The sequence below is a fragment of the Microbacterium sp. HA-8 genome (assembly GCF_046111165.1).
Taxonomy (GTDB): Bacteria; Actinomycetota; Actinomycetes; order Actinomycetales; family Microbacteriaceae; genus Microbacterium.
Genome location: NZ_CP162025.1, coordinates 2,357,181 through 2,373,819 on the forward strand (window position 1 = coordinate 2,357,181; position 16,639 = coordinate 2,373,819).

The following is a 16,639-nucleotide window of genomic DNA, read 5'->3' on the forward strand; positions in this document are numbered from 1 at the left end:
ACGCCCGTGCGGAGCGCAGAAATTCTCAACGCGGTGCATCCACGGGTGGGGCTGACACGGAACAACTCTTCAGCAGGCGCGAACGGTTCGCGCCGTCAAGGAGGAATCGTGCGTAAGACACTTGTGGCCGGCATGGTCGCCGGCCTCGTCGCGGCCGTAGGCTTTGCCGCTCCCGCTCAGGCGATCTCTGCCACCAGCGCCGACCTGTCGGTGCTGCACGGCATCCCCGACACCCCGGTCGATGTCTACGTCAACGGCGAGCTGACGCTCGACGATTTCGAGCCGGGTGACCTCGCGGGGCCGCTCGACCTGCCCGCGGGCGACTACGAGGTCGCGATCACGGCGCCGGATGCCGCCGATGCCAGTGCGCCCATCCTGGGCCCCGTCACCCTGAGCCTCGCGGCGAACAGCAGCTACACCGCCGTCGCTCACCTCGACGCGGCGGGTGAGCCCACGGCGACGCTGTTCACGAACGACATCGCCCAGACCGCGGCGGGCGAGGGACGTCTCACGGTGCGCCACGTCGCCGCAGCTCCCGCCGTGGACATCCTCGCGGGCGGCACGGCCGTCGTCAGCGGACTCGAGAACCCGGACGAGGCGTCTCTCGACCTGGCCGCGGGAACCGTCTCGGCCGCGGTCGCTCTCGCCGGAACGACCGACCCGGTGATCGGACCGGCGGATGTCACGGTCTCGGATGGCACCCTCACGATCGTCTACGCGTGGGGCAGCGCTGAGGACGGCAACCTCGAGCTCGCGGTGCAGACCGTCTCCGGGCTGCACTCGAGCCCGGACGGCGTCAACTCCGGGTCCGCGGGTCTTGCCGCCGAGAACGGCGCGCCCACGGCGCTGTTCTGGGGACTCGGCTTCGCCGGGCTCCTTGTCGCCGCAGGTGCCGCGCTGTTCGTCGCCCGGTCGCGTCCGAGCGCCTGAGACGCGGGGCAGACGGATGACGAGGATCACGCGTGCCGCTGCTGCGGCGCTGCTGATGCTCGTGCTCACGGGCTGCTCGCTCCCCGCCCCGTCCGGGGGGAGCGGGCAGCCCGCACCGTCGCTGACGCCGATGGCACCGACGCCGGACCCCGCCCCCACCGCGGCCGTGGACGTCCCGATCGTCTCCAGCGCACCGACGACCGCGCCCGCCGCCCAGGTGCCGACACGGGTGCGGGTGGATGCTGCGGCCATCGACATGCCCGTCGTGCCGGTGGGGGTGCAGTCCGATGGGCAGATGGAGCTTCCCGTCGAGCCGAGCGTCGCGGGGTGGTACCGCTTCGGTCCCGACCCGGGGAGCACCGCGGGCCGGGTTGTGATGGCCGCGCACGTCGATTCCCGCGTCTACGGTCTCGGTCCGCTCGCCAGGCTGCGCGATGTGGCGCCGGGCACCGAGATCGTCGTCGACGTCTCCGGCGGCGAGCCCGTCCGGTATGCCGTGCAGAGCATCACCTACTACCCCCGCAGCGCACTGCCCACCGACATCCTGTTCGCCAGGACGGGCGAAGCGGCGCTCGTGCTCATCACGTGCGGGGGCAGTTTCGACCCCGTGAACAGGTCGTACAGCGATAACGTGGTCGCCGTGGCGACGAGGGTGTCATGACGAGCCCGCCGCGCCGACGAAGGCGCACCACCCGAGACCAGGGGCACACCGTGGATGTCGACGACGATGCGCGCGCGGATGCGAGCCTCATCGATCGTTTTCGAGCGGGCGATGAACGCGCGCTCGAAGAGGTGTACCGGCGCTGGGCGCCGGTCGTCTACACACTGGCGATGCGTTCGCTCGCCGATCCTGCGGATGCGGAGGATGCCACGCAGAAGACATTCGTGGCGGCCTGGACGGGACGCGCGACGTACGACTCGTCGAAGGCGGGGCTGGCCACCTGGATCGTGACGATCGCGAAGCGGCGGATCGCCGACACGCACGAGGCGCGCGCCCGGATGCGTCGTCTGCAGGAGCAGCTGCAGCGCGTCACGACGCCCGACGAACTCACGGTGGCACCGCCGATCGATCTCGGCGAGACCCTGCTCGTTGCTCAGGAGATCGACAGGCTGGAGCCCGATGCCCGCGCTGTCGTACGGCTGGCCTTCTTCGACGACCTGACCCATCATGAGATCTCGACCCGGCTCGACATGCCGCTCGGCACGGTCAAGAGTCATATTCGCCGGAGCCTGGCCCGGATGCGCACCCGTCTGGAGGTAGGCCATGTCGCACGTTGACCCCGAGCTGCTGGCGCTGATGGCGCTCGGCGAGCACGTCGCCACGCCGGACGACGACCGGCACATCGCCGCCTGCGCCGAGGAGCTCACGGATCTGCGTCGTGCGGCGCGCGTGGGTCGCTCGACCCTCGCGGCCGGTCCGTTGCTCGCGCCGCCGGAGCGGGTATGGACGGCGATCTCCGACGAGCTCGGGCTCGCGTCCGCCGACACGGCTCCTGCGCGCGCGCGTGCGCGACGTGGACCGACGGCGCGGCGCGGGGCACGGACGCTGTGGGCGCTGGCCGCCGGTGTCGCGCTCATCGCGGCGATCGGGGCCGGCGTGTGGACCGCGGTGCGCGTGGGTGCTCCGGTCCAGGTCGCCGAGGCCCTGCTCGAACCGTTCCCCGATCACCCCGAGGCCCGGGGCGCCGCCGTGCTCGAGGAGGCCGCCGACGGGGAGCGCACGGTGCGGGTGCGACTCGATGCGGCGACCGAATCGGATTCGTACCGGGAGGTCTGGCTCATCACGCGGGACGCGTCGTCCCTGATCAGCCTCGGTGTGCTGAGCGACGACGAGCAGAGCTTCGTCGTGCCGCGGGGTATCGACACGTCGAACTACGCGCTGGTCGATGTCTCCGTCGAGCCTCTCGACGGCGATCCGGCGCACTCGGGTGATTCGATCGTGCGCGGGGAGCTGCGCGCCGAGTGACGCTGGTGCCGTCGATCAGGTCCAGCGAGGTGGGTCTGCACCCCACGTGTGCGCGGGGCGCGGGTAGGTCGAGGGCGCTGCGTCGAAGGCGAGCACCGGCGCCGCCGACGTGACGCGGTGCGGGCCGTCGGGCGCGTGTACGGTCTGAGTCACGGTCGTCTCGGCGGGATCCGGCCCGCCGTCGCCGGCGCCGCGTGGCGATTCGCCGTCGTGCGCGCTCGGCTCACCGCCGGCGAGGAGTTCCTGAGCGAGGCGGGCGAGGGCGATGCGGACGTGTGTCGAGCGTTCGGTGGCGCGCTGCCGTGCGAGCGCCGTCGCGACGCTCGCGGCGAGCAAGTGGCCGGCGGAGTGGTCCAGTGCCTGCACGGGCAATGCGCCGGGGGCGTCTCCCGTCGTGCTCTCGGCGAGCGCGATGCCGCTGGCCGCCTGCACGAGGCTGTCGAACCCGCGGCGGTCCTGCCAAGGGCCGGCGGTTCCCCACGCCGAGAGCTCGGCTGTGATGAGGGCGGGATATCGCGACGCGAGCGCTGCGGGCTCCAGCCCGAGCCGTGCGAGGGCGTCGGGTCGGTAGCCGAGCACGAGGACGTCGGCGCGCTCGAGCAGGTCATCGAAGCGCCGCCGGTCGCGGGCCAGGTCCAGATCCAACAGGGTCGAGCGTTTGCCCTGGCCCGTGTCGAGATGCTGCCACGGGATCTCGGGGAGGCGGGGCGAATCCACGCGCAGCACGTCGGCGCCGGCGAGCGCCAGATCCCGCGTTCCGACGGGCCCCGCGATCACCCGCGTCAGATCGAGCACCCGGATCCCCGCGAGGGGAGCGCCGTCGATGGACGGCCACGGTCGTGGGGTGTGCGGATCACCGAGCCACTGCGTGAGGAGCGGTTGCGCGGCGTGCTCCAGGGCGACGGGATGCTGTCGCCAGGCGTCGGCGGTGCGCACCGCGACCGCGAGGGCACCGCTCTCATACGCGGCGTGCTCGAGGTCGAGGCTACGCCACGTCGCGATCCGCGCGGCGGCTCGCTCGGTGACGCGGGACGGGTCGATCGAGTCAGACAGTCCCAGGAGGCGGCGGAGGCGGGATTCGTGGTGCGGATAGTTGCCGTGTGTCCGCACCCACCCGTCGGCCGTGCGCCAGAATCCCGATAGCGGGGACCAGACGGTGGGGGCTGCCCCGTCGATCCGGAAGACCCTCTCGCTTCCGAACGACGCCGCCACGCGGGCCGCCGACACCCGCACGGGTGCCGGTGCCTGGTCACCCGACCGCGCGGCGCGCACGACGTTCATCGCGAGAGAGGCCAGGGCGACGCTGTTCATCGCCAGTTCCCCGACTCGCAGTCGTGAACGCCAGGCGGGCATGGAGAGCGGGACGTGGATAGCGGCGCTCTGCTCCGCGGTCAGGCCGATCGCGGTGGCCGCCGAGGATCCGACGCCCTGCAGGCCACGATCCTGCGCGCTTTCCGAGTGCGGGGCAGCGGGTGGCTCTTCGTGCATGCTCTCTCCATCCGGTGTATGCTGAAGGGCTCGGTGCGAACCGAGCGAGACAACTCCACAGTGTGTGAACAGCGGCTCCTTCGACAAGAAGGCTCACGGGGATGATCGGTTTCGACATCGCCTGAGAATCTGTGAGAAGCGGGCCGAGGATGCAGGGTTATCTCGTAAACGATCTCTGCAAAACCATAAGTGCCGAATCCAAGCGCACTGACTTCGCCCTCGCTGCCTAAGCGAGCCCGATAGTCCGTCAGACCGTGGGTGTTCCCGCCACGGACCCTGGCGTCATTTAGGGGACTTGCTGCACGACGTCGCCTGAGCGTCGTGCGGGACTCTCTTCAGGCTGGGCCCGTCGACTTAGGTGTCTGTGACAAAGGTCGGGGCCGAGCAGAACGTCTGCACAGACTACGCCCGTAGAAGGCGCAGAAACACAGCGATGGACGGGGGTTCGATTCCCCCCATCTCCACGGCCGCGGTTCACACGCTGGAGAGCTCACCTGTCGGCGTGGGCCCCGTGGCGATGGGACTGCCCGGTGTGTTCGACCATTGGCTCCACGAGCCGGGGAACACCGCGACGTCGATGCCCGCCACCGCGCCCGCGAGGGCGAGGTGTGCCGCGGTCAGGCCCGACCCGCAGTAGGCGGCGACGGGAGAACGCTCTGTGACACCGGCGCCGGCCAGGGCGCGGTTGATCTCCTCCGGTTGTGCGAAGCTCGCACCCTCGAGATATGCGCTCGCGGGCAGGTTGATCGCGCCCGGGATGTGTCCCGCGACCGGGTCGTAGGGCTCGGTGTCGCCCCGGTAGCGTTCGGGCGCCCGCGCGTCGAGCAGAATGCCTCGGGCAGGCCAGGCTTCGGCCTCGGCGATCGTCACGATTCCTCTGCTCAGTTCGTCGAGTGCGATGGAACCGGGCTCGGGGACGACATCTCCCGTCTCGAGCGGAAATGCCGCCGCCGCCCATGCCGACAGGCCGCCGTCCAGTACGCGCACGCCATCGACTCCCGAATGGGTGAGCAGCCACCACGCGCGCGCGGCCGACACCGATCGGTAGTCGTCGTAGACGACGACGGTGTCGCCCGTGTGCAGCCCCCATCGCCGCGCAGCATCCTGGAGCGCTGCTCGCGAGGGGAGGGGGTGTCGTCCTTGTGAGGGATCGCCGTGTGTGGCGAGTTCCGTGTCCATGTCGACGTACACCGCGCCGGGAAGATGGCCGGCCCGATGGTCCGGTCGACCGTCGGGTTGCTCGAGTCGGTATCGCACATCGAGCAGACGAATCCGCTCACCGGCCTCGAGTCGTGCGTGAAGTTCGTCGGTCGAGATCAGGGGAGAGACCGGGGTGGATGCCACATCGCCATCTTCACACGCCCGAATCCGAGCGCGGGGAGAGCGCGTTCATGTCGCCGCCGCATCCGTACCGTGCATGGGCGGGGTGGGGGTCCAGCGCCAGTCGTTCCGAAGCCGGTACCACTGTTCTCGCGGCTGCCCAGATTCGCGTGCGATGTCGGTGAGCCAGATGGTGGCGTCGGGGCCCCACCCGCCGATCACCGAGCCATGATCGGCGTCCACGTCGATCAGCTGGTTCGCTGCGGAGAGGTATCCGAGCGTGGTGAGATGCACCGCGTCCCATTGCGCGGAGAGCCGCTCCCAGTCGGGAATCAGCCAGGGGCCCTCGCGACCGGTGACGCGGAACCAGTCGTGCCGACGGGATGCTGTCACTTCCATCGGATAGGCCCGACAGAGATCTGCCCAGTCAGCCGGCGATCGGACCTCGAGTATGCGACCCGCGCCGTGCACGGGAATGACCGTCGCGATTTCCCATCCCAGGGAGTCCTCGACCAGTTCGAGGGCATCCGGAATGCTTCCACGAGTGGTGAGCAGGCTCTGCGGCACGGACCACCATGTTCCCGAGAAGTTCGCGCGCACATCAGCGGGCCTCTTCGCCGATCTCGACTCGTCCTCGTGTTGGGTGCGAGTCCATTCCGCCAGTTGTGCCGCGGGGTCGGCGGGGAGCGGCGTGCTCTCAGCGAGGGGAGTCCAGGCGACGGCGTACTGTGCCGGGCCATGCGCCATCGACAGGTCGTGGACAGCCGGGCTCAAGTGGCGGGCGACGCGTCGGAGCGTGTCGTGCACGTCGGGGAGGGCGGCGACGGCATCGGTTCCGTCGGGCTCCTGCCAGTAGCGGGCAAGGTCGACGGACGCCTGCAGTGCTTCGCGCAGGCTACCGTCGCGGACATTCGTCAGGACGACCTTGTTGATGAGCGAAGCCACGTCGGCGCCGGTGAACTCCGGATCGGGCTCGCCCGCGGATGCCCCGTCGGTGAATCGGAGCGCAGTGCCTGGAGTCGGATCGAGGTCGCGGGCAAGCCAGAAAACGGCTTCCTGCACTGTTCTGTCCATGCGCACCGCGTATTCGAGGCACAACCGCCGTCCGCGGGTACCGCTCATGAGGGCGTCGACGGGATCGGTCATCACTCCACACTGCCCGACTCGTCCACCGCATCTCCACCGCCGGTCGCCTCGATCGGGGCGCGTCGTGTTAGAAGGGTGCGTCGTCGAGGTCGGGGATGAATCCGATGGTGACGGGTGGTGGGGTGTCTGTGTAGTGGAGTCCGCCGGGGGATATCCATTCGATGACCCCTCCGGGGTGGTGTTTCACCCGCCAGGGTGTTTCGCCCTTGAGTGTGTGATGTCGTCGACAGAGTGCGCAGAGGTTTCTGTGGTCGGTGGCTCCGCCGAGGGCGAAGTCCTGGCCGTGGTCGACGTCGCACCGATGGGTGGGCATGCGGCATCCGGGGAATCTGCAGTGCGGGTCCCGCACCCTCAAATGTCGGGTGAGATCCGCGGATCTCGTGTATCTGTCGACGGCGAGGACCCCGCCGGTGATCGGGTCGGCCAGGATCCGTTCCCATCCGGGGACGGATTTCGCGAGGATCCTTGCGGTGTCGAGGTCGATGGGGGTGCGTCCGACGAGTTCGGCGGGGTCATCCGTCACCCCGGCGAGCGCCAAGGCGGGCACGGTGACGTTGACCGTCGCGCGGATCGAGGCGAGCCCACCGTGCCCGTCGCCGAGCCCTTCGCCGGTCTCGGTGTCGATCCGGTGGGTGAGGATCATCTCCATGAGCACGTCGGCACGCACCTGATCCAGGGTCCGAGAATCCACCGGGACATCGTCACCCTCGCCCTCGCCCTCGCCCTCGCCCTCGGCCCCGGCCTCGTCCGCGGCTTCACCCGCGTCCGCGGGTTCGGGGGCGTGTGCGGTGTTGAGGACGTCGCGGGCGATGTGGGTGATCATGTCGTGGATGCCGTGCACCGGCACCGCGGGTCCCCGCAGCAGGAGCTCGCTCATCCCGTCTTCAACGTCCCGCACCCACACCCCGCCGCTCTTGCGCGCGACCTTGTGCCGCTCCGCGAACGTCGTGGGCTGCACCTGCTCCACCAGACGCGCGAGCTGCGGTCCGAGCCGCCCGGGTGTGGTCGACGCGGCCCGCTCCAGTGCCTCGACCTCGAACGCCGCGCGAACCTCCGGGTCGGTGAGTTTCACCCCGTGTTCGACGATCGCCCGCACATGCCCGACCGACACCACCCCTGCCGCCAGCGCCTCAAACGACGCCGCGAACCGGTTCACGAGGGTGTGGGCGTCGTTCATCCGCCGCTGCACCGAACGGTCCGGTTGCCGCGCACACGCACCCAGCTCCGCCGCGAGCGCCCGCAACGGCAGTTCGGCTTCACGGCCCGCGGAGCGAGGGATCTCCGCGACCCGCTCCACCCCCACCGCCTGCGCCTCGGCCAGCACGGCCATCGCCTGAGCCTCCGCTGCAGCGATCGCGGCCACCGCGGCCGCGTACTTCGCCGCAAGGGCCGCCGCGACAGCATCCACACCGTCGACGTTGTCGTCGTGCGCGTCGCCGCCGGACCCTGTGTTCATATTCGAACTCTATCCGAGGCCTCCGACATCGCCGTTCGTACGTATGTATCCCTGACGCCCCAACGCGAAATCTTTCGATGAGAGTTCATTCATGTCGAAGAGGCCCCGCTGTGACAGCCCCTCGCACCGACCGCGCGCCCTTCAGCGACCCGGTCGAAAGATGCACATTGAGCATCCATGCCCGGGTGCGCATAGGTTTGATATATGGCGTGCACACGGCAGGCCCGATTAGGAGACCCACTCATATGGATCTGTTCGGACTCATCGGCATCGCGGTAGCTGCCGGAGTCGCGCTCATCGGCTTCCTGGTGTTCCGAGCGTGGTATCAGGTGCCGAAGGCCGACGAGGCGATCGTCATCGTCGGTAAGAAGGCGCGCGACAGCACCGAGGGCGAAGCCAACAAGATGACCGTGATCAGCGGTCGCGGCGCCTTCGTCAACAAGCTGACGCAGCGATCCGACAAGGTGTCGCTGCGCTCCCGGCAGATCAAATTCGAGCCGACGGCCCAGACGATCAACGGCGTCACGATCGATCTGACCGGTGTCGCGCTGGTCAAGATCGGGTCGACGCCAGACCAGGTGCGCCGCGCGGCAGAGCGCTTCGCGTCGCAGGACGAGGCGATCGTCATCTTCACGACCGAGCAGCTCGAGGGCGCCCTGCGCGGCGTCGTCGCCAAGCTCACGGTCGAGCAGGTCATGCAGGACCGGCAGAAGCTCAGCGACGAGATCGCCGAGGGGATCTCCGGCGACCTGCTCGCTCAGGGCCTCGTGCTCGACTCGTTCGCGATCCAGGGCATCACCGACAAGAACAACTACATCTCCGCGCTCGGCGCGGTCGAGGTGCAGCGCGTCAAGCGCGAGGCCGACGTCGCCGAGATCGATGCGCTGCGTGAGGTCAAGAAGCGCCAGCTCGCCGCCGACGAGGCCAACCTGATCGAGCAGACCGCGCTCGACAAGAACAAGGCCGCCGCGATGTCGGAGGTCGGGCGCGCGAACGCACAGGCAGAGCAGTCCGAGAACCTCGCCCGCGCCGAGGCCGAGCAGGGCGTGCTGCTGCAGGAGGCGAACAACACCCAGGCGCGATTGGATGCCGAGGTCAAGAAGGTCGCCGACGCCGACAAGTACCGGCAGCAGACATCCGCGGACGCACGCGCCTACGAGGCGCAGATCGCGGCCGACGCGGAGGCGTACAAGCGGCAGAAGAACGCCGAGGCCGACCGCAGGGTCGCCCAGGAACGTGCGGACGCCGAGGCGTACGCTGTCAAGGCGCAGGCCGAGGCGCGCGATGCGTCGGCCGCCGCCGATGCCGCGGCCGTCCGCGTGCAGGCCGAGGCCGAAGCGGCCGCCGTGCGCGTGCAGGCCGAGGCGGAGGCCGAGTCCATCCGTCTCCGCGGTACCGCCACCGCAGACGCGATCGCGGCCGAGGCTTCGGCGCTGCGCGAGAACCAGGACGCGATCCTCGCCAAGGAGATCATCGGACAGCTGCCGCAGCTCATGGCCGAGTTCGCCAAGGGTTACGAGAAGGTCGGCAACATCACCCTCATCGGGGGCGACAGTGCCGCGACCCACCTGGCGCGCGAACAGTCAGCGAGCCTGTCGGCCACCTTCGAGAGCGTCAGATCAGCGACTGGGCTCGATCTCGGCGCCGTCATCCAGGGCCAGGCGCTGGGGCGCGGCATCGCGGAAGGACAGCAGGCGTAGCGAACGAGCCGCGAGCCGTGCGCGTACTCGCGCGCGGCTCTAGGCTGTCCGCAGCAGGGGGTGTGATGTCCGAGGACCGGGTGGCCGAGGTGCGCGCGCAGTTGGCGGCACTCGAGGATCCGCGCATGCGCGAGGTCAATGAGCGCCATGGTGACGACCACGGTGTGAACCTCACCCGCCTGCGCGCCCTCGCCAAGGCGCTCAAGACCGACCATGAGCTCGCGGGCGAGCTGTGGGCCACGGGCGACACGGCGGCGCGCCTCGTCGCCCTGCTCATCTGCCGGCCCCGGCAGTACTCGGCAGAGCAGCTCGACGGGATGCTGCGCGAGGCGCGGGCTCCGAAGGTTCAGGACTGGCTCATCAACTACGTGGTGAAGAAGAGTCCGCACCGTGAGCAGTGCAGGCGCGAGTGGATGGCCGACGCCGACGCGAACGTCGCGGCCGGGGGATGGGCCCTTGCCGCGATGGATGTCGCCGACAACCCGCACCTTCTCGACCTGGGCGGCCTGCTCGAGAGGATCGAGGCCGAGATGAAGACCGCTCCCGATCGGCTGCAGTGGCAGATGAACACGACTCTCGCGACGATCGGCATCCGGCATCCCGAACTGCGCCCGCGCGCGCTCGCGATCGGCGAGCGTCTCGAGGTGCTGAAGGACTATCCGACGGCACCGAACTGCACCTCGCCCTACGCGCCGATCTGGATCGACGAGATGGTGCGGCGCCAGAGCGCCGGTTGATCACGAAGTCTCGCCACCGTCATCCGCCCACAGCATGGAGATGGGGATGTCGGAGCCGACGATTCGCGAGGCCGCCCGGTGCCCCGACAGCATGGCTGCCGTCACGGTGGCGGGGTCATCCGTCCACGTCGCCTCGCCCGCGAGATGCAGCACACCGCCGATCGGGGTGGCGAGGTCGTCGTGATCGGCGGTCGTCGATCCCGGGATCATGTAGGCGTAGGACCCGCGGGCGAAGGGGTCGTCCTGCCAGTGCGTCCGGTGCACGTCGGTGGGCTCGACGACCCGGTCCGGGTAGAGACGACGCAGCTGGGTGAGGATCGAGTCCACGACCCGCTTCTGGCTCCACGCGCGAGTGTGGACCGCGGCGGGCCCCGCCGCGAAGGTGAGCAGGGTGGGCGCACCGTGCAGCGGCGTGAGGTCGTACCAGGAGTGCCACCATCGCGCCTCGGCCCCCTGCTGCCGGATCGCGTACACGCCTTCGTCCCAGAACCGGTGCGGGAAGCGCAGGAAGATCTTCTCGAACGCGTTCATCCGCAGACGGCCGAGCGCCCCCGCGACGGGCTGGGGCAGCGGGGGATCGATGACGAAGTCCGTCGACTGCAGGACGCCCACCGGCACCGTGATGACGGCTCGCCGTGCGTGGAACTCACCGCGGCCGGTGCCCACGACCACTCCCGCATCGGACCAGCGCGCGGTCGCGACGACGTGCTCGAGGCGCACGTCGAGACCCACCGCGAGGCGGGCCGCCAGCCGGTCGTACCCGTCGGGGAACACGACCTCGTCACCTTCGATGACATCGTCGTCGAGGCCGTGCGCGGCGAGGTCCTCGATCCACGCGCCGTACTGCTCCTCGCTCCGATGCTCGAAGTACTCCCGTGCCCGCTGCGTGCGCTCCGCGTCCCAGCCCTGCGCGGCGAGCGCCGCCTCCGTCACGTCGCGGTATGTCGCCGCGGGTGCGGACGTCGCGACGATCGTGGGCAGCAGCGCATCGAGGGCATGGATGTCGTCGGCGAAACGCCGTGCGGCAGCATCTGTCAGTCTGCGACCTGAGGGGTCGAAGGAGCGGATGGGGCGGCTATCCGGCTGGTAGCCGCCCACCGTGAACTCGAGGGTGCGCATCCCGAACGCCTCAGCGGCTGCCGCGACGGGGGAGTCCCTGATGCCGTGGATCCACGACGCTCCGAGGTCGGTCGCCAGTCCGCGCGAGCGGTCGGTGTGCACGCGCCCACCCACCCGGTCGCGCGCCTCGAGCACGACGACGCTGCGGCCCGCGCGACCGAGCAGACGGGCCGCGGAGAGGCCCGCGACGCCTGCGCCGACGACGAGCGTGTCGATCACCGTCATGGGGTGGATCCCCTCCCGAATCGAACCAACCGTCACGCTGCGGTAGGTTTGCTGAGGACGCACTCGCGCCCTCCCTCATCCTTCCCCCCGCCGGCGTTCGCCGACACCCGCGCATCGGAGCGCGATCCTCCCGTGTGCTCCCCGGAGCCCGAACGACAGGAGAGGTATGACCGCCGTCATCCCCGCTCGCGACGATCCCGCGCGCTATCGCATCGAACCCACCGTGCTGCAGGCGCTGCGCAACCCGCGGCTGCTGACCCGCGAGGTGCTGGCGGGTCTCGTCGTCGCGCTCGCGCTCATCCCCGAGGCGATCGCCTTCTCGATCATCGCGGGCGTCGATCCGCGGGTGGGGCTCTTCTCCTCCTTCGTCATGGCCGTCGCGATGGCCTTCCTCGGCGGCAGGCCGGCGATGATCACCGCAGCGACAGGTGCCGTTGCCCTGGTCGTCGCCCCCGTCGCGATGACCTATGGGCTCGACTACCTCATCGCGACCGTGCTGCTGGGCGGGCTCATCCAGATCGTCCTCGCCGTTCTGGGGGTCGCGCGCCTCATGCGGTTCATTCCGCGCTCGGTCATGGTCGGGTTCGTCAACGCCCTCGCGATCCTCATCTTCACCTCGCAGTTCCCCCAGCTGATCGGCGTGCCGTGGCTGGTGTACCCGCTCGTGGCCGCGGGACTTGTCGTGATGTATCTGCTCCCGCGCATCACGCGCGCCGTGCCCTCGCCGCTCGTCGCGATCGTCCTGCTGACCGTGGCGGTGGTGGTCGCCGGCATCGCCGTGCCCACCGTAGGCGATCAAGGCGAGCTGCCGGACAGCATCCCGATGCTGTTCATCCCCGATGTGCCGTTGACGCTCGAGACCCTCGGGATCATCGCCCCCTACGCCCTGGCGATGGCCGTGGTGGGACTGCTGGAGTCGCTCATGACCGCCAAGCTCGTCGACGACGTGACCGACACCCACTCCTCGAAGACCCGGGAGTCGTGGGGCCTGGGCGTCGCCAACGTGCTCTCTGGCGCGTTCGGGGGCATGGGCGGCTGCGCGATGATCGGTCAGACGATGATCAACGTCAAGGCTTCAGGCGCGCGCACGCGCATCTCGACGTTCCTCGCGGGCGTGTTCCTGCTGATCCTCGTCGTGGCGCTCGGCGAGGTCGTCGCGATCATCCCGATGGCCGCGCTCGTCGCCGTGATGATCATGGTCTCGATCGCGACGTTCGATTGGCACAGCGTGCGTCCCTCGACGCTGCGTCGCATGCCCCGCAGCGAGACGCTCGTGATGCTCGTGACCGTCGTCATCACGGTGTGGACGCACAACCTGGCGATCGGGGTGGGCGCCGGTGTGCTCACAGCCATGGTCCTCTTCGCCCGTCGCGTCGCCCATTTCGTCAGCGTCACACGCACCCTGCCCGGTGACGAGAGCGTGCCGACGGCGCACTACAGCGTCGACGGCGAGCTGTTCTTCGCCTCGAGCAACGACCTCACCACCCAGTTCGACTACGCGAACGACCCCGACCGTGTCGTCATCGACATGTCGCGCTCCCACATCTGGGATGCGTCGACGGTCGCGGCTCTCGACGCGGTCGTGACCAAGTACGAACACCGCGGCAAGCGCGTCGTCATCGAGGGCATGAACGATGCCACGACGGCCTTCCACGGGCGCCTCAGCGGTAACCTCGGCGGAGAGCACTGACCACTGCGCGAACGAGTCAGCTCTCAGACGCGCCAGTCGCGGGAGCCGGCAGGGGCCGGAACCGCCGCAGCCGCAGGCTGTTGGTCACCACGAAGATGGAAGAGAGCGCCATCGCCGCCGCAGCGACGAGAGGATTCAGCAGTCCGAGCATCGCGATCGGCAGGGCCGCCACGTTGTAGGCGAACGCCCAGAACAGGTTTCCGCGGATCGTGCCCAGCGTCCGCCGTGCCAGCCGGATCGCCTCGACGGCCGAGAGCAGGTCGTTCGAGACGAGCGTGATGTCGCTCGCTGCGATCGCGGCATCCGTTCCCGCACCCATGGCGAGTCCGAGGTCTGCCGCGGCGAGGGCGGCGGCGTCGTTGACGCCGTCGCCCACCATGGCCACGACCCTTCCCTCCGCCTGGAGTCCCCGGATCGTCTCGAGCTTCTGCTTCGGGCTGACGCCGGCGTGCACGATGTCGATCCCCGACAGTCGCGCCATATGCCGGGCGGCGCCGGGGCCGTCGCCGGTGAGCAGAATCGGTTCGAGACCGAGTTCTCGCAGCCGCGCGACAGCGATGACGCTCGAGGACGCGAGGGTGTCGGCGATCGCAAGCGATCCCAGAAGTCGTCCGTCACGGGCCACCGTCACGACGGTGGCTCCGCGTGCGTGGGCCTTGCCGATCCACTGTTCGTGGTCGGGGGGCATGGTGATCGCGGCGTGAGCCCGGACCCATTCGGGTCGGCCTGCGACGACGACCGCGCCCGCGACCGCGCCCTCCACGCCGAAGCCCGCGTGGGACCAGAAGCCCTCCAGAGCCGATGAACCCGGATCGGAGGTCGCGGCGACGATCGCACGTGCGACGGGATGCTCGGACCCGATCTCGACGGCGGCCACGGCCCGCAGCAGCTCTGCGCGATAGACGCCCGCGTGCGGAAGCGCGTCCTCGAGAGTCATGCGTCCCGTGGTCAGCGTGCCGGTCTTGTCGATCACGATCGTGTCGACGGATCGCGTCTGCTCGAGAACCTGCGGGCCGCGGATGAGGATGCCGAGCTGCGAGCCCCGGCCGGTGCCCACGAGAAGCGCCGTCGGCGTCGCAAGACCCAGCGCGCACGGGCAGGCGATGATGAGAGTCGCCACGGCGGCGGTGAAGGCGAGATCGAGCGGGGCCCCCGCGATGAGCCAGCCCACGAAGGACACGGCGGCGAGGGCGATGACGACGGGAACGAAGACGGCCGAGACGCGGTCGGCGAGCCGTTGGATCCGGGCTTTGCCGGTCTGGGCGTCCTCGAGCAGGCGCTGCATGTGCGCGAGCTCGGTGTCGGCGCCCACGCGCGTGATCTCGAGGCGCAGCATCCCGCCCACATTCACCGTGCCGCCCGTGACCCGTGCGCCCTGGGCGACCTCGACGGGTACGGACTCGCCCGTGAGCATGGCGGCATCGATCGCGGATGATCCCGCGAGCACGAGCGCATCGGAGGGGATCTTCTCTCCCGGGCGCACGACGACGACATCACCGACCGCGAGATCGGACACCGGGACACGTCGCTCGATCCCGTCGACGAGAAGGCCCGCCTCGCTCGCACCGACGCGCATCAGCGCCCGCAGCGCCTCGGCGGAGGAGCGCTTCGCGCGGGCTTCGGCATACCGGCCCGCGAGAAGGAAGACGGTGACGAGCGCGGCCACCTCGAGGTAGATCTCGTGGCCTCCGGATTGCGGCGAGCCGATGAGGGTGAAGCTCATCCGCATGCCCGGCATGCCGGCGCCGCCGAAGAACAGGGCGTACAGCGACCAGCCGAAGGCGGCGATGACACCGAGGCTGATCAGGGTGTCCATCGTCGCCGCGCCGTGGCGGGCGTTGACCGCCGCCGCGCGGTGGAACGGCCACGCACCCCACACCGCGACAGGGGCGGTGAGGGTGAGAGCGAGCCACTGCCAGTACTCGAACTGCCACGCCGGCACCATCGAGAGCACAGCGACGGGCAGCGCGAGCGCACCGCTGATGACGAGCCGGCGGCGCAGGGAGACGATCTCGGGGTCGTCGCCGGTCGCGGGTGCCCGATCGGAGATCTCGGGCTCGGGGGGAGCGGGGATGCTCGCGGCATATCCCGCCTCGGAGACGGTGCGGATCAGGTCGGCGATGGAGACGCCGTCTGCGTGCACACGGGCCTTCTCCGTGGCGTAGTTCACCGAGGCTTCGACACCCGGCATCCGGTTGAGCTTGCGCTCGATGCGGGTCGCGCACGACGCGCAGGTCATGCCCGTGATCGCGAGCTCGACGTCGGATGCGGTCATGCCTGGGGGACGAGCTCGTAGCCCGCCTCGTGCACGGCGTCGCGCACGGCATCGTCATCGAGCGGTCCTGCGCTTCGGATCGTCACGCGGGATGCCGCGCCCGGTGCGAGGTCGACGTCGACCGATTGGACGGCGGGGAGCGCGGTGAGCTCTTCGGTGACGCTGCGGACGCAGTGCTGGCAGGTCATGCCGGCCACGAGCAGGTGGGTGGCGTTTTCGGTCATCGTGTGCCTCTCGGTGGGTGCGCGATCAGGAACGGACGAGGCGCGCGATGGCCTCGTTCGCCTCGCGGATCTTCTCGTCGGCCACGGCGCCGCCCTCGGCGCTGGCCTGCGCGACGCAGTGGGTGAGGTGGTCGCCGAGCAGGGAGAGGGCGACGGTCTCGAGGGCCTTCGTCGCGGCCGACACCTGAGTGATGATGTCGATGCAGTACTTGTCCTCTTCGACCATGCGGGCGATGCCTCGCACCTGACCCTCGGCTCGGCGCAGTCGCTTGAGCAGGTCGTCCTTGTTTTCGACGTAGCCGTTCATGCTTCTACTCTACCCCCGTAGGGTATGCCCTGGCCACGGCGAGCTCGGGCACGATG

General features: G+C 69.7%; 15 protein-coding genes and 1 other RNA gene. 8 read left to right on the plus strand and 8 right to left on the minus strand.

All coding sequences use genetic code 11. The features are described 5' to 3' along the window. The first annotated feature begins 108 nt into the window (after positions 1 to 108). Genes AB2L57_RS11285 through AB2L57_RS11300 form a run of 4 tightly spaced genes read left to right on the plus strand, consistent with a single transcriptional unit; the run spans position 109 to position 2,896 of the window. Positions 109 to 930 (plus strand): DUF4397 domain-containing protein, encoded by an 822-nt coding sequence (locus tag AB2L57_RS11285; protein ID WP_409047125.1) that lies wholly within the window; start codon positions 109 to 111, stop codon positions 928 to 930. Positions 931 to 946: 16 nt separating this feature from the next. After that, the gene (locus AB2L57_RS11290; RefSeq protein ID WP_409047126.1) at positions 947 to 1,591 is read left to right on the plus strand and encodes a class F sortase; all 645 of its coding nucleotides are present in this window, start codon (positions 947 to 949) and stop codon (positions 1,589 to 1,591) included. Next, entirely contained in the window at positions 1,588 to 2,208 is a 621-nt protein-coding gene (locus AB2L57_RS11295; RefSeq protein ID WP_292811091.1) for an RNA polymerase sigma factor, read from the plus strand. The genes AB2L57_RS11290 and AB2L57_RS11295 overlap by 4 nt, the downstream gene beginning before the upstream one ends. Further along, positions 2,195 to 2,896: an anti-sigma factor gene (locus tag AB2L57_RS11300; RefSeq protein WP_409047127.1), complete on the plus strand. Its 702-nt coding sequence runs from the start codon at positions 2,195 to 2,197 to the stop codon at positions 2,894 to 2,896. Before AB2L57_RS11295 ends, AB2L57_RS11300 begins: the two co-directional genes overlap by 14 nt. A 15-nt stretch (positions 2,897 to 2,911) precedes the next feature. Here the strand turns inward: AB2L57_RS11300 and AB2L57_RS11305 are convergent, their stop codons facing one another. Then, a complete protein-coding gene (locus AB2L57_RS11305; protein WP_409047128.1) occupies positions 2,912 to 4,384 on the minus strand; it encodes a CoA transferase in 1,473 nt (490 codons plus the stop codon). Between the two features lie 97 nt (positions 4,385 to 4,481). Between AB2L57_RS11305 and ssrA the strand changes: the two genes are divergently transcribed. Next, positions 4,482 to 4,851, plus strand: a transfer-messenger RNA (tmRNA) gene (ssrA, locus tag AB2L57_RS11310). 7 nt (positions 4,852 to 4,858) lie between these two features. Here ssrA and AB2L57_RS11315 read toward each other — a convergent pair. The 3 genes from AB2L57_RS11315 to AB2L57_RS11325 all read right to left on the minus strand — a co-directional run bounded on the left by AB2L57_RS11315 (position 4,859) and on the right by AB2L57_RS11325 (position 8,306). Next, a complete protein-coding gene (locus AB2L57_RS11315; RefSeq protein WP_409047129.1) occupies positions 4,859 to 5,728 on the minus strand; it encodes a sulfurtransferase in 870 nt (289 codons plus the stop codon). 45 nt (positions 5,729 to 5,773) lie between these two features. Beyond that, positions 5,774 to 6,850, minus strand: a complete 1,077-nt coding sequence (locus tag AB2L57_RS11320) for a hypothetical protein (protein WP_409047130.1) — start codon at positions 6,848 to 6,850, stop codon at positions 5,774 to 5,776. A 67-nt stretch (positions 6,851 to 6,917) separates the two neighbouring features. Next, positions 6,918 to 8,306 carry a DUF222 domain-containing protein gene (locus AB2L57_RS11325; RefSeq protein WP_409047131.1) on the minus strand — a complete coding sequence of 463 codons (1,389 nt, stop codon included), beginning with the start codon at positions 8,304 to 8,306 and terminating at the stop codon, positions 6,918 to 6,920. A gap of 245 nt (positions 8,307 to 8,551) precedes the next feature. Between AB2L57_RS11325 and AB2L57_RS11330 the strand changes: the two genes are divergently transcribed. Then, positions 8,552 to 10,006, plus strand: coding sequence for an SPFH domain-containing protein (locus AB2L57_RS11330; RefSeq protein ID WP_409047132.1), 1,455 nt, complete (start codon positions 8,552 to 8,554; stop codon positions 10,004 to 10,006). Positions 10,007 to 10,071: 65 nt separating this feature from the next. Beyond that, the gene (locus tag AB2L57_RS11335) at positions 10,072 to 10,743 is read left to right on the plus strand and encodes a DNA alkylation repair protein (RefSeq protein WP_409047133.1); all 672 of its coding nucleotides are present in this window, start codon (positions 10,072 to 10,074) and stop codon (positions 10,741 to 10,743) included. On the opposite strand, the gene AB2L57_RS11340 is transcribed toward AB2L57_RS11335, so the two are convergent. Beyond that, the gene (locus AB2L57_RS11340; protein ID WP_409047134.1) at positions 10,744 to 12,087 is read right to left on the minus strand and encodes a flavin monoamine oxidase family protein; all 1,344 of its coding nucleotides are present in this window, start codon (positions 12,085 to 12,087) and stop codon (positions 10,744 to 10,746) included. A gap of 166 nt (positions 12,088 to 12,253) precedes the next feature. Between AB2L57_RS11340 and AB2L57_RS11345 the strand changes: the two genes are divergently transcribed. After that, positions 12,254 to 13,777 (plus strand): SulP family inorganic anion transporter, encoded by a 1,524-nt coding sequence (locus AB2L57_RS11345; protein WP_292814842.1) that lies wholly within the window; start codon positions 12,254 to 12,256, stop codon positions 13,775 to 13,777. A 16-nt stretch (positions 13,778 to 13,793) separates the two neighbouring features. Here AB2L57_RS11345 and AB2L57_RS11350 read toward each other — a convergent pair whose 3' ends face one another. The 3 genes from AB2L57_RS11350 to AB2L57_RS11360 are packed head-to-tail and all read right to left on the minus strand — an operon-like array spanning position 13,794 to position 16,583. Next, on the minus strand, positions 13,794 to 16,052 hold the full coding sequence (locus AB2L57_RS11350) for a heavy metal translocating P-type ATPase (protein WP_409047135.1): 2,259 nt from the start codon (positions 16,050 to 16,052) through the stop codon (positions 13,794 to 13,796). Beyond that, entirely contained in the window at positions 16,049 to 16,276 is a 228-nt protein-coding gene (locus AB2L57_RS11355) for a heavy-metal-associated domain-containing protein (protein WP_409047136.1), read from the minus strand. The genes AB2L57_RS11350 and AB2L57_RS11355 overlap by 4 nt, the downstream gene beginning before the upstream one ends. Positions 16,277 to 16,301: 25 nt before the next feature. Then, positions 16,302 to 16,583, minus strand: a complete 282-nt coding sequence (locus AB2L57_RS11360) for a metal-sensitive transcriptional regulator (protein ID WP_409047137.1) — start codon at positions 16,581 to 16,583, stop codon at positions 16,302 to 16,304. Positions 16,584 to 16,639: the final 56 nt, after the last annotated feature.

Excerpts from the sequence above, each read along its gene's own strand:
- AB2L57_RS11290 (WP_409047126.1), top strand. The coding sequence starts at position 947 with ATGACGAGGATCACGCGTGCCGCTGCTGCGGCGCTGCTGATGCTCGTG.
- AB2L57_RS11355 (WP_409047136.1), bottom strand. The coding sequence starts at position 16,276 with ATGACCGAAAACGCCACCCACCTGCTCGTGGCCGGCATGACCTGCCAG.
- AB2L57_RS11305 (WP_409047128.1), bottom strand. The coding sequence starts at position 4,384 with ATGCACGAAGAGCCACCCGCTGCCCCGCACTCGGAAAGCGCGCAGGAT.
- AB2L57_RS11360 (WP_409047137.1), bottom strand. The coding sequence starts at position 16,583 with ATGAACGGCTACGTCGAAAACAAGGACGACCTGCTCAAGCGACTGCGC.
- AB2L57_RS11340 (WP_409047134.1), bottom strand. The coding sequence starts at position 12,087 with ATGACGGTGATCGACACGCTCGTCGTCGGCGCAGGCGTCGCGGGCCTC.
- AB2L57_RS11300 (WP_409047127.1), top strand. The coding sequence starts at position 2,195 with ATGTCGCACGTTGACCCCGAGCTGCTGGCGCTGATGGCGCTCGGCGAG.
- AB2L57_RS11295 (WP_292811091.1), top strand. The coding sequence starts at position 1,588 with ATGACGAGCCCGCCGCGCCGACGAAGGCGCACCACCCGAGACCAGGGG.
- AB2L57_RS11325 (WP_409047131.1), bottom strand. The coding sequence starts at position 8,306 with ATGAACACAGGGTCCGGCGGCGACGCGCACGACGACAACGTCGACGGT.
- AB2L57_RS11330 (WP_409047132.1), top strand. The coding sequence starts at position 8,552 with ATGGATCTGTTCGGACTCATCGGCATCGCGGTAGCTGCCGGAGTCGCG.
- AB2L57_RS11335 (WP_409047133.1), top strand. The coding sequence starts at position 10,072 with ATGTCCGAGGACCGGGTGGCCGAGGTGCGCGCGCAGTTGGCGGCACTC.
- AB2L57_RS11350 (WP_409047135.1), bottom strand. The coding sequence starts at position 16,052 with ATGACCGCATCCGACGTCGAGCTCGCGATCACGGGCATGACCTGCGCG.
- AB2L57_RS11345 (WP_292814842.1), top strand. The coding sequence starts at position 12,254 with ATGACCGCCGTCATCCCCGCTCGCGACGATCCCGCGCGCTATCGCATC.
- AB2L57_RS11320 (WP_409047130.1), bottom strand. The coding sequence starts at position 6,850 with ATGACCGATCCCGTCGACGCCCTCATGAGCGGTACCCGCGGACGGCGG.